Annotated in this window: 16 protein-coding genes; 9 read left to right on the forward strand and 7 right to left on the reverse strand. The window is 74.5% G+C overall.

All coding sequences use genetic code 11. The annotated features are described in order from the left end of the window. Positions 1–198 precede the first annotated feature (198 nt). The 4 genes from ABEA77_RS16450 (at position 199) to ABEA77_RS16465 (ending at position 2,049) form a co-directional block, all read left to right on the forward strand. Positions 199–468, forward strand: coding sequence for a hypothetical protein (locus ABEA77_RS16450; RefSeq protein ID WP_345647467.1), 270 nt, complete (start codon positions 199–201; stop codon positions 466–468). Then, positions 449–925, forward strand: coding sequence for a roadblock/LC7 domain-containing protein (locus ABEA77_RS16455; RefSeq protein WP_425588285.1), 477 nt, complete (start codon positions 449–451; stop codon positions 923–925). Before ABEA77_RS16450 ends, ABEA77_RS16455 begins: the two co-directional genes overlap by 20 nt. A 70-nt stretch (positions 926–995) precedes the next feature. Then, positions 996–1,433, forward strand: coding sequence for a DUF742 domain-containing protein (locus ABEA77_RS16460; RefSeq protein WP_425588286.1), 438 nt, complete (start codon positions 996–998; stop codon positions 1,431–1,433). Next, positions 1,384–2,049 carry a GTP-binding protein gene (locus tag ABEA77_RS16465; protein WP_425588287.1) on the forward strand — a complete coding sequence of 222 codons (666 nt, stop codon included), beginning with the start codon at positions 1,384–1,386 and terminating at the stop codon, positions 2,047–2,049. The genes ABEA77_RS16460 and ABEA77_RS16465 overlap by 50 nt, the downstream gene beginning before the upstream one ends. Before the next feature lie 68 nt (positions 2,050–2,117). On the opposite strand, the gene ABEA77_RS16470 is transcribed toward ABEA77_RS16465, so the two are convergent. From ABEA77_RS16470 to ABEA77_RS16480, 3 genes are read right to left on the reverse strand one after another with little or no spacing between them, the layout of a single operon-like run. Next, complete coding sequence (locus ABEA77_RS16470) at positions 2,118–2,774, reverse strand: ABC transporter permease (protein ID WP_425588291.1); 657 nt, start codon at positions 2,772–2,774, stop codon at positions 2,118–2,120. 14 nt (positions 2,775–2,788) lie between these two features. Next, positions 2,789–3,553, reverse strand: a complete 765-nt coding sequence (locus tag ABEA77_RS16475) for an ABC transporter permease (RefSeq protein WP_345647473.1) — start codon at positions 3,551–3,553, stop codon at positions 2,789–2,791. Further along, positions 3,550–4,695: an ABC transporter ATP-binding protein gene (locus ABEA77_RS16480; protein ID WP_345647476.1), complete on the reverse strand. Its 1,146-nt coding sequence runs from the start codon at positions 4,693–4,695 to the stop codon at positions 3,550–3,552. Before ABEA77_RS16480 ends, ABEA77_RS16475 begins: the two co-directional genes overlap by 4 nt. A 441-nt stretch (positions 4,696–5,136) precedes the next feature. On the opposite strand from ABEA77_RS16480, the gene ABEA77_RS16485 reads away from it, so the two are divergent. Both ABEA77_RS16485 and ABEA77_RS16490 read left to right on the forward strand, forming a co-directional pair. Further along, positions 5,137–6,207 (forward strand): LLM class flavin-dependent oxidoreductase, encoded by a 1,071-nt coding sequence (locus ABEA77_RS16485; RefSeq protein WP_345647479.1) that lies wholly within the window; start codon positions 5,137–5,139, stop codon positions 6,205–6,207. A gap of 88 nt (positions 6,208–6,295) precedes the next feature. Beyond that, the gene (locus ABEA77_RS16490; RefSeq protein ID WP_345647482.1) at positions 6,296–6,988 is read left to right on the forward strand and encodes an FMN reductase; all 693 of its coding nucleotides are present in this window, start codon (positions 6,296–6,298) and stop codon (positions 6,986–6,988) included. Positions 6,989–7,001: 13 nt separating this feature from the next. Here the strand turns inward: ABEA77_RS16490 and ABEA77_RS16495 are convergent, their stop codons facing one another. Together ABEA77_RS16495 and ABEA77_RS16500 are read right to left on the reverse strand one after the other, a co-directional pair. After that, positions 7,002–7,694, reverse strand: coding sequence for a PP2C family protein-serine/threonine phosphatase (locus ABEA77_RS16495; RefSeq protein WP_345647484.1), 693 nt, complete (start codon positions 7,692–7,694; stop codon positions 7,002–7,004). 111 nt (positions 7,695–7,805) lie between these two features. Next, a complete protein-coding gene (locus tag ABEA77_RS16500; RefSeq protein ID WP_345647486.1) occupies positions 7,806–8,240 on the reverse strand; it encodes a hypothetical protein in 435 nt (144 codons plus the stop codon). Between the two features lie 145 nt (positions 8,241–8,385). On the opposite strand from ABEA77_RS16500, the gene ABEA77_RS16505 reads away from it, so the two are divergent. Beyond that, on the forward strand, positions 8,386–8,538 hold the full coding sequence (locus ABEA77_RS16505) for a hypothetical protein (RefSeq protein ID WP_425588288.1): 153 nt from the start codon (positions 8,386–8,388) through the stop codon (positions 8,536–8,538). Between the two features lie 74 nt (positions 8,539–8,612). After that, positions 8,613–8,870: a DUF2630 family protein gene (locus tag ABEA77_RS16510; RefSeq protein ID WP_345647488.1), complete on the forward strand. Its 258-nt coding sequence runs from the start codon at positions 8,613–8,615 to the stop codon at positions 8,868–8,870. 40 nt (positions 8,871–8,910) lie between these two features. On the opposite strand, the gene ABEA77_RS16515 is transcribed toward ABEA77_RS16510, so the two are convergent. Next, entirely contained in the window at positions 8,911–9,378 is a 468-nt protein-coding gene (locus tag ABEA77_RS16515) for an RNA-binding S4 domain-containing protein (RefSeq protein WP_345647491.1), read from the reverse strand. Between the two features lie 231 nt (positions 9,379–9,609). Here ABEA77_RS16515 and ABEA77_RS16520 point away from each other — a divergent pair, with 231 nt between their 5' ends. Continuing rightward, complete coding sequence (locus ABEA77_RS16520; RefSeq protein ID WP_345647493.1) at positions 9,610–11,208, forward strand: VWA domain-containing protein; 1,599 nt, start codon at positions 9,610–9,612, stop codon at positions 11,206–11,208. A 113-nt stretch (positions 11,209–11,321) separates the two neighbouring features. Here the strand turns inward: ABEA77_RS16520 and ABEA77_RS16525 are convergent, their stop codons facing one another. Then, positions 11,322–12,542: a sensor histidine kinase gene (locus tag ABEA77_RS16525; protein WP_345647643.1), complete on the reverse strand. Its 1,221-nt coding sequence runs from the start codon at positions 12,540–12,542 to the stop codon at positions 11,322–11,324. Positions 12,543–12,597: the final 55 nt, after the last annotated feature.

Genomic DNA, 12,597 nt, shown 5'->3' on the forward strand with positions numbered 1-12,597 from the left:
CAGCCCCAGCGGTATGCCCGGCCGGCGCCTCCGCAGGAGCAGCAGCCCCAGCGGTATGCCCGGCCGGCGCCTCCGCAGGAGCAGCAGCCCCAGCGGTACGGCCGGCCGGCGCCCCCGCAGGAACACCCGCCGCCTCAGCAGTCGCGGCCGTATCAGGGCCAGCCCCAGTCCCCGGGGCCCCAGCACTCAGGGCCGGGGGTGTCCGGGGCGTCCGACGCGCCGCGGCCGCTGCGGCGGCGGGTGCGCGGGGCCACGCTCCAGGGCCGCGGCCCCTACGCCGAGGACCTGCCGCGCCCCGTACCGAGGGCCTGGCGGCCCGCGGACGCGCAGGCGGCGCGCGACGCCATCGACGAGTTCGAGGCCGGAGTGGAGCGCGCCCACCGCGACAGCGGTCCTGGCGGCACCCCCGGCAGACCCGTAGGACCGACAGGTACGACAAGAAAGGCCAGTGACGATGTGGACAGGTGACGCGGGGCAGAATCCGCCGGAGACCACCGACGTACGTGCCGCAGCGGCGGACTTCACCTGGCTGCTGAACCGGTTCGCGACCGAGACCGCGGGCGTCGTCGACGCGATCGCGGTCTCGTCGGACGGCCTGCTGATCGCCGTGTCGCGCCGCGACGCCCCCGCAGACTCCGAGCGGCTCGCCGCGATCGTCTCCGGCATCACCAGCCTCGCCATGGGCGCGTCCGGCAACTACGGCCTCGGCGGGCTCAACAAGGTGATCATCGACCTGGAGAGCGGCCATGTCCTGGTGTCCTCCATAGGCAACGGCGCCGTACTCGGCGTGGTCGCCTCCAAGGAGGCCAAGCTCGGCAACATCGCGTACGAGATGACCCTCTTCGCCAACCGGGTCGGCGCGGCACTCAGCCCCCAGCTGGTGCTGGAACTGAAGAACAATGTGGGCGTCTCACCGTCGAGGTGACCGGCCCCCGCCGGTGTCCGCCGGGCCGGGCGGACCTGGCGGGCCGTACGCACCGGGAAGGATCGCGAAGGTGGCTGGTGACGCAGCGGTCGGAGGGGACGACGAGCTGCCCGGGGCGGCGGACGGCCGTCCGTCCCCCGTGCGGCCCTTCCTGCTGACGGCGGGTCGGGTGGCGGGGACGGCGGGCCCCGGCGCGGGCCCGCCCATCCCGATCGAGACGCAGGTCGTGGCGACGTCAGGCGGCCTCGCCGTTCTGGACAGCTTCGCCTCGGAGCACCGCGACATCATCGTGGCGTGCCGCCGCCCGCAGTCCCTGGCGGAGCTCGCGGCGAAGCTGCGCCTGCATCTGAACGTGGTCCGTGTACTCGCCGACGACCTGCGGGCCCAAGGGCGGCTCCGGGTCTACGTGCCCCGGGCGAACACCGCCCAGGACGCCTCTGTTCTCCGAAGGGTGATCGATGGTCTGCGCACCGTCCCCGACTCCAGGGGGTTCCTCCGTGAAGGCTGACACGCCGGGCACGGTGGCCGTCGGCGACGACGAGTTCCAGCAGCCGCCGCTGCCCGTGAAGATGGTGATCGCGGGCGGCTTCGGTGTGGGCAAGACCACGACCGTCGCGTCCATCTCCGAGATCGAGCCGCTCACCACGGAGGCGTCCATCACGACGGTCGCCGCCGGGGTGGACGACCTCAGCCACACGCCGGAGAAGACGACCACCACCGTCGCCATGGACTTCGGCTGCATCACCATCGACCCGACGCTGAAGCTGTACCTGTTCGGCACGCCGGGACAGGAGCGGTTCGGCTTCATGTGGGACGACATCGTGGAGGGCGCGCTCGGCGGCCTGGTGATCGTGGACACGCGGCGCCTCGACGACTGCTACGCGGCCGTCGACTACTTCGAGCACCGGGACATCCCCTTCGCGGTCGCGCTCAACGCCTTCGACGGGAAGGTCGAGTACGGGCTCGACGAGGTGCGCTGGGCGCTCGACGTCTCCGACCACGTGCCGGTCACGGTGTTCGACGCGCGCGAGCGCGGCTCCGTGCGGGACACGCTGCTCGTGGTCCTCGAACTCGCCCTGGCCCGCGTCGAGGAGGCGGAGGCGCGCGCCGCGACAGAACTCTGAGGCCGCCGCCCCCGTGCGTGCGAGGGGGGCCGGGTCCCGCGACGGAACCCGGCCCCCCTCGCGCGTTCTCAGGGCTGCCGTACGCCCCGCACGCCGCGGGAGACGGCGAACCGCGACACCAGCCAGAACAGGCCGAGCGTGGCGAGCGCGAGCGCCGCGACGAGGGCCGCGCCACCCACCACCTTCTCGTAGTTGCGCTGGTAGAGGCCGTCCACGATGTAGCGGCCCACCCCGCCGAAGCTCACGTACGCGGCGATCGTCGCCGTGGACACCACCTGGATCGCGGCCGAGCGCAGACCGCTGAGGATCAGCGGGAGCGCCACCGGCAGCTCCACCTGGAACAGCACCTTCGCGCGGTGCATGCCCATGCCCCTCGCCGCGTCCACCGGCGCCGGGTCGACCGTGCGCACCGCCTCGTACGTGGTGACGAGGATCGGCGGGATCGCGAGGACCACCAGCGGGATCAGCACCGGCAGCTTGCTCAGCCCCATCAGCACGAACAGCAGCACCAGCAGGCCGAAGCTGGGCAGGGCGCGCGCCGCGGTCGCCAGCAGGGCGAGGGCGTTGCCGCCGCGCCCGAAGTGGCCGGTGACGAGGCCCACGGGCAGGCCGACGGCGGCGGCGATGCCGAGGGCGATCAGCGAGTACTCGACGTGCTCGACCAGGCGCGTCGGGATGCCGTCGTAGCCGTGCCAGTGCGCGCTGTCCGAGAAGAACGCGCTCATGAAGTGGAAGATCGTCACAGCGCGCTCCCCGCGGTGGTCCTTGCGTCGGCCGCGCCGCCCGCGACCGGTCCCGCGGCCGGGGCGTCCGCCGCCTCGCCGCCGGCCGGGGTCTGCGGCCCGCCGCGGCGCGCCCTGCGGGCGCTCTTGGGCAGCCACGGCGTCAGCAGCATGCGGATGAGGACGAGCGCCGCGTCCGCGAGGATCGCGAGGACGGCGGTCGTGACGACGGAGCTGACCGCGAGGATCGGCCGGTGGTAGAACATCGCGTCGGCGAGGAGGTTGCCGAGCGCGCCCTGGTTGCCGATGAGGGCGCCGACGCTGACCAGGCTGATGCTGGACACGGTGGCGACCCGCAGGCCCGCGAAGATGGCGGGCACGGCGATCGGCAGCTCGACCGTGAGGTAGCGGCGCACGGGGCCGATGCCCATCGCGACGGCCGCCGCGTTGGTCTCGGGGGAGACGGACCGCACGCCGTCCACGATCGCGGGGACGAGCACCACGAGGCTGTAGAGGGCGAGCGGGATGACGACCGTCGTCTCGCTCTGGCCCGTGTAGTCGATGAGGACCACGAAGAACGCCAGCGAGGGGACCGCGTACAGGATGGTCGTGGCCCAGAGCACCGGCGGGTAGAGCCAGTTGAAGCGGACGCAGAGCTGTGCGACGGGCAGGGCGAGCACCAGGCCGATCGCGACCGGCAGCAGCGCCTCCTGCAGGTGGAGGCCGATCAGCCCCAGATAGCCGTGCTGGAGGTCGCTCGGCATGTCGAAGAAACCGTTCACCGCGCGGCTCCCACGTCGACGGGGGCGGTGCCGCGGCGGGCGTGCGCCTCGCGGACCGCGGCGGCGATCGTCTCCTGGGAGGCGACGCCGACGGCCCGGCCCTCGCCGTCCACGGCGACGGCCCAGCCGGTGGGCGAGAGGACCGCGCAGTCGAGCGCGACGCGCAGCGAGTCCTTGCCCGCGCGGAACGTCTGGCCGTGCGGGAGCAGGCCCGCGGCGTCCCCGCGGCCACCCGTGGCGCGCAGGGTCCCGGCGTCCGCCCAGCCGAGCGGCCGGCCGTCGACGCCGACGACGAGCAGGTACGGCAGGTGCCCGGGGGCGCGTGCGGCGATCTGCTGGGGCGTCGCGTCGACGGCGACGACCGCGCCGTGCTCCAGGGGCAGGGCTTCCGTGCCGAAGAAGGACAGGCCCCTGATGCCGCGGTCCGCGCCGAGGAAGTCCTCGACGGCCGCGTCGGCGGGCGCCGAGAGGAGTTCGTCCGGCGGCGCGTACTGGGCGAGCTTCCCGCCGGTGCGCAGCACCGCGATCATGTCGCCCACGCGTATCGCCTCGTCGATGTCGTGGGTGACGAACACGATGGTCTTGCCGAGCTCCGCCTGGATGCGCAGCAGCTCCTCCTGGAGGCCGCGCCGCACGACCGGGTCGACGGCCGAGAAGGGCTCGTCCATCAGCAGGACGGGCGGGTCGGCGGCGAGCGCGCGGGCGACGCCGACGCGCTGCTGCTGGCCGCCGGAGAGCTGGTAGGGGTAGCGCTTGGCCATGGCCGGGTCGAGCCCGACGCGCTCCATCAACTCCATGGAGCGCTCACGGGCCTTCGCCTTCGACCAGCCCAGCATGCGCGGCACGGTGCCGATGTTGTCGACGATGGTGCGGTGCTGGAAGAGGCCCGCGTTCTGGATCACGTACCCCATGGACCTGCGCAGGGCGTTGACCGGCTTCTGCCGGATGTCCTCGCCGTCGATCACGATGCGCCCGCCGCTGAGCTCGATCATGCGGTTGATCATGCGGAGGGTCGTGGTCTTGCCGCAGCCGGACGGGCCGACGAGCACGGTGATGGATCGGTCGGGTATCTCCAGGGAGAGCCCGTCGACGGCGACGGTGCCGTCGGGATACCTCTTGCTGACAGCTTCGATGGATATCAAGGCACCGATTACCCTTCGGTCCGGACTTCCGGCGGTGTGCTGGCGATCATCGGGCGGTCGCGGGGCGATCGCAGGGGGGCAAGTGTAGACACCGCGGGTTTTCGGTCAGCGGACGCCGTCGTACGGCTCCGCGTGTCCAGCGCCCCCGCTGCCCGCCAGGACGGGCCACGGCCGCTGCCCGGTGGGCGGCAGGGGGGCGCGGGACGGCCGGGCGCGCCCGCGGGGCCGGCGCCGCGTGGGCACGGGCAGGGCGGCCGGGGCCGGGCGCCGCCCGCGCGCCGGGGGCGGACGCGGGCAGGGGTCGTGGGGCGGTCGCGGGTTCGGGAATAGCGGGCGGGGGGTGTCCGTTGGAGTGTCTAGTTCAATATTCAACCAATGGGTTCCGGCGGCCGGACAGGACCGGGCGCCGGGCGTCCGATCAGGCAGGGAAGGGTGAGGGCGATGGAGTTCGGGATCTTCACGGTCGGCGATGTCACCGCGGATCCGACCACCGGAAGGACCCCGGGCGAGCACGAGCGGATCAAGGCGATGGTGACCATCGCGCGGAAGGCCGAAGAGGTCGGGCTCGACGTCTTCGCGACCGGCGAGCACCACAACCCGCCCTTCGTCCCCTCCTCCCCCACCACGCTGCTCGGGTACATCGCCGCGACGACCGAGCGGCTCGTGCTGTCCACCTCGACCACGCTGATCACGACGAACGACCCGGTGAAGATCGCCGAGGACTTCGCGATGCTCCAGCACCTCGCGGGCGGCCGGGTCGACCTGATGATGGGGCGCGGCAACACCGGCCCCGTCTACCCGTGGTTCGGCAAGGACATCAGGCAGGGCATCCCGCTGGCCGTGGAGAACTACGCGCTCCTGCACAAGCTGTGGCGCGAGGACGTCGTGGACTGGTCGGGAAAGTTCCGCACACCGCTCCAGGGCTTCACCTCCACGCCGCGCCCCCTGGACGGCGTGCCGCCCTTCGTCTGGCACGGCTCCATCCGCTCGCCGGAGATCGCCGAGCAGGCCGCGTACTACGGCGACGGCTTCTTCGCGAACAACATCTTCTGGCCGAAGAACCACTTCCAGAAGCTGATCGACCTCTACCGGCGCCGGTACGCCCACTACGGGCACGGCACGCCGGAGCAGGCCGTCGTCGGCCTCGGCGGTCAGGTGTTCATGCGGCCCAAGTCGCAGGACGCGGTGCGGGAGTTCCGCCCGTACTTCGACAACGCCCCCGTCTACGGGCACGGGCCGTCGCTTGAGGAGTTCACCGAGCAGACCCCGCTCACCGTGGGCAGCCCGCAGGAGGTCATCGAGAAGACGCTGAGCTTCCGCGAGAGCTTCGGCGACTACCAGCGGCAGCTGTTCCTGATGGACCACGCGGGCCTGCCGCTGAAGACCGTCCTCGAACAGCTCGACCTGCTCGGCGAGGAGGTCGTCCCCGTGCTGCGCAAGGAGTTCGCGGTGGGGCGCCCGGCCCACGTACCGGACGCGCCGCCCGCGCACCCCGCGGTCCCGCGGGTGTGAGGCCCGGCGTCCGGGAGCACAGGCGGAACGAGAACCACCAAGGACCAGGGTCGGCGGCCGGGGGCCGGCGGCCCGGGGAAGGATCATCATGGGCGAGCTGAAGCTCGTGGCCGTCACGGCGGGTCTGAGCAAGCCGTCGTCGACGCGGCTGCTCACCGACCGGCTGGTGGCGGCGGTGACCGGGCACCTCGGCGCCGGGGCGCCGGCCGGCGTGCGCGTGGTCGAACTGCGCGACCTCGCCGTCGACATCGCGAACCACCTGGTCTCCGGCTGGCCGTCGAAGGCGCTCGGCGAGGCGCTGGACGCGGTGTCGGGCGCGGACGCGCTGATCGCGGTCACCCCGGTGTTCGCCGGGTCGTACAGCGGGCTGTTCAAGTCCTTCTTCGACCTGCTCGACCCCGACGCGCTGACCGGCACACCGGTCCTGCTCGCCGCGACCGGCGGCACCCCGCGCCACTCACTCGTCGTGGAACACGCGCTGCGCCCCCTCTTCTCGTACCTGCACGCGCTGACCCTGCCCACCGCCGTGTTCGCCGCCACGGACGACTGGGGCGCCGCCGCCGACACCCACGCGGACGGCCTCCCGGCCCGGATCGACCGCGCGGGCCGGGAGTTCGCGGCGCTGCTCACCCCGTCCGGCGCCGGCGTCCCCCGCGCTCGGCCGGCGCCGGCCCCCGGCCGAGCGGCCGAAACGGAGCAGCACGCGGAAACGGAACACGGCGCGGAAGCGGAACCCGACCTTGAAGTCGTCCCCTTCGAGCGGCTGCTGTCCGGGGACTGACCGCGGCTGTCCCTTACACGCCGACCACGTCGGCCACCACGCACCCCGCGTTGTCCGGCGCGCCCGCCGCGTCCACGAGGGACATCAGGGCGGCCACCGCCGCCCCGGGGGACGGCGCCGACGAGGGTGCCAGGGCCGCCCGGATCTCCTCCTGCGGGACGACCGCCGACAGGCCTTCCGTGCAGAGCAGGTAGCGGTCGCCGGGCCCCGCGTCGCGCAGCCGTACGTCGGCGGTGCCGGTGCCGGTGCCTGGGCCGCCGGGGCCCGCGCCCGCGGCGGTCCTGCCGGTGAGGGCGCGGACCAGCATCGCGCGCTGGGGGTGCGAGGCGGCCTCCGACGGGTCGAGCTCGCCCGCGTCGACCATCGCCTGCACCACCGTGTGGTCGTGCGTGATCAGGAACAGCTCGCCGCCGCGCAGCAGATAGGCGCGGGTGTCCCCGATGTGTACCAGGGCCAGCCGCGAGCCGGTCCAGGCGAGCGCGGTCAGTGTCGTGCCCGACTCCTCGAACGGCTCGACCGCAAGGCCCGCGGCCTGGGCGGAAGCCGCGAGCGCGTTCAGCAGGTCCGCGCTGCCGAGTACCTCGGGCAGTCGGGCCCGCAGCGCCGCGATCGCCGCCTCGCCCGCGGGCGCGCCGAGCCTTCCGTAGCCGCCGTGCGGTGCGCCGGCCCTCCTGGCCGCCCTGCTCGTCCCGGCCGCTTTGGCCACAGGTTCGCTCCACGGCGGCCCGCCGTTCCTCCTCGTACCGCGCGGTCTTGTCCGCCCGGCCCGACCGATGGTGGGGCTTCCCCCAGCGTCAAGGTCAACAGCCGCGCAGGCTCAGGCCGAGCTGGTGTCGGACGGCTGCTCGTGCGTGTGCCACCAGTAGTAGAGGACCACGGTGACCGCGGCCCCGATCACCAGGCCGAAGCCCGCGGACCGGTAGATGCTGAAGTCGCCGAGCCCGCGCAGGAATCCGACCGCTGAGCCGAGGAAGGCGCCCCAGAGCGGCGCGCGCAGTTCGCGGCTCAGCGCACGCTGGGTGAAGAGGATGACGTACATGAGGGCCGCGAAGCCGATCCCTGAGGCGACGGCCAGCCACAGCTGCGTGTAGTCGGCCGGACCGCCCGCGCGGGCCATGAAGGCCGCGTACGCGCCGTAGCCGATCCCCATGAGCAGCGGGATGCCCATGGCGAGCGGCGAGTGGCCGCCGTGGAACATGCCGCCGCGTCCCGCGGAGGCCCTGCGTGGAGTCGGTGCTGCGTGAGCGGCCATGTCGGGCAACTCCCTCCGTCGTCACGTCGTCGCGCCCCGGGACGGCCCGGCGGCCCCGGGCGTAACCCCGCCGCGCTCCTCTTCCAGGGCACACCCGGCGCCGGGGACCGGCAACCCGGCCGCGCCGCGCCCGCGGCGAGCACGGGTGAAACGCGGGCAGGCGGCCCCGAGGCCGCTGGGCGTCCAGATCGACCACGTCCTGGTCGGCAGGGAGTGCGCGGTGCGGGACGCCCGGTTCCTCGATCTGCCGCACGCCGACCACCGTGCCCTGCTCGTGCGACTCGACCTGCACGGGTGAAGGGGGCACGATCGGTACGTACGCGACGGGCGGGCCGCACCGGCGGCCCGGAAGGCCGGAGAGGCAGGCGTGCGATGAGCGCATCAAGCGACGACCAGGGCATCCTCCACACCATCAACGGCCTCGTGGACGAGGAGCACGCCCTGCGCGAGCGCTCCGTCGGCACCCAGGGGCTGGCGGCGGAGGAGCGGGAGCGGCTGCGCGCGGTCGAGATCGAACTCGACCAGTGCTGGGACCTGCTGCGGCAGCGCCGCGCCAAGTCCGAGTTCGGCGAGGACCCCGCGGCCGCGCAGGTCCGCCCACCCGCCGAGGTCGAGGGCTACCAGGGCTGAACCCGGCGACGCCCGGCCCGCGCCGCGGCCCGTCGGCGGGTCAGGCGCCGCCCTGGAGGCGGTCGAGTTCGCGGCGGTCGCGCTTGGTGGGGCGGCCCGCGCCGCGGGGGCGTACGGCGACGGGGGCGGCGAACTCCCGCGGCGGGGGTGGCGGGCTGTTGTCGATGTAGCAGGTCGTGGCCACGGGGGCGCCGACCCGCTTCTTGATCAACTTCGCGACGACCACGCGGCGTTCGCGCCCCGAGTGCCAGACCCGTACCTCGTCGCCCTCCTTCACCGGCTGCGACGGCTTGACGCGTTCGCCGTTGACGCGGACGTGCCCGCCCTTGCAGGCTGCCGCCGCCTGGGAGCGCGTCTTGGTCAGGCGTACGGACCAGACCCAGCTGTCGACCCGTACGGACGGGCCGCCGCCGGGCACCGGCGGCGGGGCGGCGGAGGCGGGCGCGGGGGCCGCGGCGGGCGCGGTCTCCGGCCGCGGGTCCTGGGCGGTCGGTTCTTCGGCGGGCATGCGACCGAGCGTAGCGCCGGCGCGCGGCGTGTGGGCGGTGTGCGCGCGGTGGGCACAAGGGGGCGGCGCGGAGGGGCGGTTCGGTATGCGGCGCAGGGCGAGGCTGGGGGCCGGCGGCCGTGGCGGCTAACCTTACGTATCCGCCCTGGCCAGAAATGTGGGGCACCCGGGGCCGCTCCGCGGGCCCCTGGTCGCTCCCCGGCACCCCCAACTCAGCTGAAAGGGCTCCCCATGGGCATTCGGAGCTTGTTGCGCAAGGTGTTCGGACGCGACGGAGCCGACACGCGCGGCCCCGAGGAGCGCACTGGCGACGAGTCCGCCGCGGCGACGATCCCGTCGCAGGCGGACCGCGCCTCTTCGGCCGCGCGGCCGGCCCCCGACGAGCCCGCACCGCGGGCCGCTGCCGCGCCGACCGTCCCCGGGCCGTCCCGCCCGGCCCCCGAGGAGGTGGCCGCCGACCTGGTGGCCGCGGCCTTCGACAACCCGCGTCCGGCGGCGCCGTCAGCTGCGCGGGCTGCGGAGGATGGGGACGAGGGGGCCGCGGAGCACGAGCCCGCGCCCGTCGAGCCCGGTGTCGAGGCCGAGCCGGTTGCCGGGGCGCCCGCTGCGGAGGCCGCAGGGCCTGCGACGGAGAGCGTGCCCGCTGCGGAGGCCGCAGGGCCTGCGGCGGAGAGCGTGCCCGCTGCGGAGACCGCAGGGCCTGCGGCGGAGAGCGTGCCCGCTGCGGAGGCCGAGCCGGAGGCGGCAGCCGGGAGTGCGTCGCCCGCTGAGGCGGAGCCCGAGAGCGTCGCCGCGGCGGAGCCGGCAGCCGAGGCTGCGCCTGAGCCCGCCGTTGGGGTGGAGTCCGAGGCTCGGCCCGCTGAAAAGACCGAGGCCGAGGGGGAGCCGGCGGCTGCGGAGGCGCCTGCCACGGAGGCGGGGCCCGCGGTGGTGGCCGGGGAACCCGCGGCGGCGGACGCCGGGCCCGCGACGGAGAGCGTGGCGGCTGCGGAGGCCGAACCGGTCGCGGAGGACGCGCCCGCTGCGGCTGGCGAGCCGGAGGCGGAGGCTGAGCCGGCCACCGGGAGTGGGCCTGCGGCTGAGCCCGTCGCCGGGGCGGAGCCCGGGAGCGTCGCCGGGGCCGGGACCGGCGTGGAGGCCGGGACCGGCTTGGAGCCGGTGCTCGCGGCCGAGGCGCCCGCTGTGGTGCCTGAGGGGCTGCGGGGGGCCTATGAGGCCGCTGGGGCGGCGCTGGGCGGGCGGGCGCCGGAACGGGCCGTGTATCTCGTGCTCGACAGGTCCGGGTCCATGCGGTCGTTCTACAAGGAGGGCAGCGCGCAGCGGCTCGGGGAGCGGGTCCTCGCGCTGGCCGCGCACGTCGGGGGCGAGGACGCCGTCGTGCACACCGTGTTCTTCTCCACCGACATCGACGGCTCCGCCGACCTCTCGCTCGACGCGTACGAGGACGTCATCGACAAGACGCACGCCGGGCTCGGGCGGCTCGGCAGGACCAGCTACCACCGCGCGGTCGAGGAGGTCGTGGAGCACTACGAGAAGTCGCAGGCGGCGTCCGAAGGGCGTCCCGCGCTCGTCGTGTTCCAGACGGACGGCGCGCCCGACGCCAGGCTCGTCGCGCGCCAGGCGCTGAGCGATGTCGCGGGCAAGCCGCTGGCCTGGGCGTTCGTCGCCTTCGGCCCGTACGACTCGAAGGCGTTCGACTTCCTGCGCAAGACCGAGCAGGAGATGGAGCACGTCGGGTTCTTCCACGCCGGGCCCGCGCCGCACACACTGCCGGACGCCGAGCTGTACGCGGGTGTCGTCGCGGCCTGGGACGCGGCGGGCGGCCGCTGAGCGAAGCGGGGCGGGGGCGGGGGCCGCGCGGGCCGGATCCCGGCGCCGCCCCCGATCACCTCTGATCACCTCTGATCACCCCGGCTCACGCCTCGCGGCTCACGCCTCCCGGCTCACGTCCCGGACAGCGCCGGCACGGCCGCCTTCGTGGGCAGGGTGACCGTCACCTCAAGGCCGCCGACGCCCCGCCGGCCGGGCACGGCCGAGACGCCCCCGCCGTGGGCCTGGGCGATGGACCGGACGATGGAGAGCCCGAGGCCCGCCCCGGCCCCCGCGCCGAGGCGGTCGCGGCCCTCGCCCCTGCGGAACGGCTCGAACAGGACGGGGATGTCCGCGGGCGGCACATCGGGTCCGGTGTTGGCGACCCGCAGGGTGCCGTTGTCCACGGCGACCTCGACCGTACCGCCCGGCACGTTGTACTTCGTCGCGTTGGCCAGCAGGTTCGCCACCAGCCTGGACAGCAGCAGCCGGTTCCCGCGCACCGGGCGGCCCAACACACCGCCGGCCGCGTCCTCGCCCTCCGGGGCCGCGGGCGGTGTGACGCCGTGCCGCGCCGCCTCCTCCGCGACCAGTTCCCGCAGGTCGATGTCGTCGAGTTCCTCGTCGGCGAGGCCGCGTTCGCTGCGGGCGAGGACGAGCAGGCCCTCGATGAGCTGCTCGCTCCTGCGGTTGTTGTCAAGCAGCATCGCCCGCGTACGGGCCAGCTCCTGCGGACCCGACGCCTCGTCGAGCCCCACCTGGATCGCCGCGCGCTGGGTGGCGAGCGGTGTGCGCAGCTCGTGGGAGGCGTTGGCGATGAACCGCCGCTGGCTGTCGAAGGCGCGTTCCAGCCGGGCGAGCAGCGCGTCGAGGGTGTCGCCGAGCTCCTTCAGCTCGTCGTCGGGGCCGCGGGCCGCGATCCGCTCATACAGGTTGCGCTCCGAGAGGCCGCGCGCCTTCTCGGTCATCGCGCGCACCGGGCGCAGCACCCGCCCCGCGGTCCACCAGCCGACGACGACGGCGAGCAGCGCCATCGCGAGCAGGGCGACCAGCGACCAGAACATCAGCTCGTTGCGGGCGGCGTCGCTGACGTGGTCGGTGAGCTGGAACAGCGTGACCCGCGCCGGGCGCTCCGCCGTGCGCGCCACGAACAGCGGCTCCCGCGCGCCGCGCCCCGGTACGGCGCTCCACACCGGCACGACGTCGGCGCGCGCCGCGATCTCCGCGGCCTCCTCGTGGGTGCTCGCGCTGGAGAACAGGTTGACGATCCCGAGCAGGCAGGCGCCGAGCACGACGAAGACCCCGCCGTAGACGAGGGCGATCCGTGTCCTGATCGTCGATCCCGGGCCGAGCACCGTGCCCCGCCCGCGCCCCTGCCGCGCCCCCGGTCCGTCCGCCGGGTCCTCCACG

The organism is Streptomyces tremellae, assembly GCF_039540215.1.
GTDB classification, from domain to species: domain Bacteria; phylum Actinomycetota; class Actinomycetes; order Streptomycetales; family Streptomycetaceae; genus Streptomyces; species Streptomyces tremellae.

Excerpts from the sequence above, each read along its gene's own strand:
- ABEA77_RS16500 (WP_345647486.1), bottom strand. The coding sequence starts at position 8,240 with ATGGCCGCTCACGCAGCACCGACTCCACGCAGGGCCTCCGCGGGACGC.
- ABEA77_RS16510 (WP_345647488.1), top strand. The coding sequence starts at position 8,613 with ATGAGCGCATCAAGCGACGACCAGGGCATCCTCCACACCATCAACGGC.
- ABEA77_RS16520 (WP_345647493.1), top strand. The coding sequence starts at position 9,610 with ATGGGCATTCGGAGCTTGTTGCGCAAGGTGTTCGGACGCGACGGAGCC.
- ABEA77_RS16485 (WP_345647479.1), top strand. The coding sequence starts at position 5,137 with ATGGAGTTCGGGATCTTCACGGTCGGCGATGTCACCGCGGATCCGACC.
- ABEA77_RS16470 (WP_425588291.1), bottom strand. The coding sequence starts at position 2,774 with ATGAGCGCGTTCTTCTCGGACAGCGCGCACTGGCACGGCTACGACGGC.
- ABEA77_RS16490 (WP_345647482.1), top strand. The coding sequence starts at position 6,296 with ATGGGCGAGCTGAAGCTCGTGGCCGTCACGGCGGGTCTGAGCAAGCCG.
- ABEA77_RS16515 (WP_345647491.1), bottom strand. The coding sequence starts at position 9,378 with ATGCCCGCCGAAGAACCGACCGCCCAGGACCCGCGGCCGGAGACCGCG.
- ABEA77_RS16465 (WP_425588287.1), top strand. The coding sequence starts at position 1,384 with ATGGTCTGCGCACCGTCCCCGACTCCAGGGGGTTCCTCCGTGAAGGCT.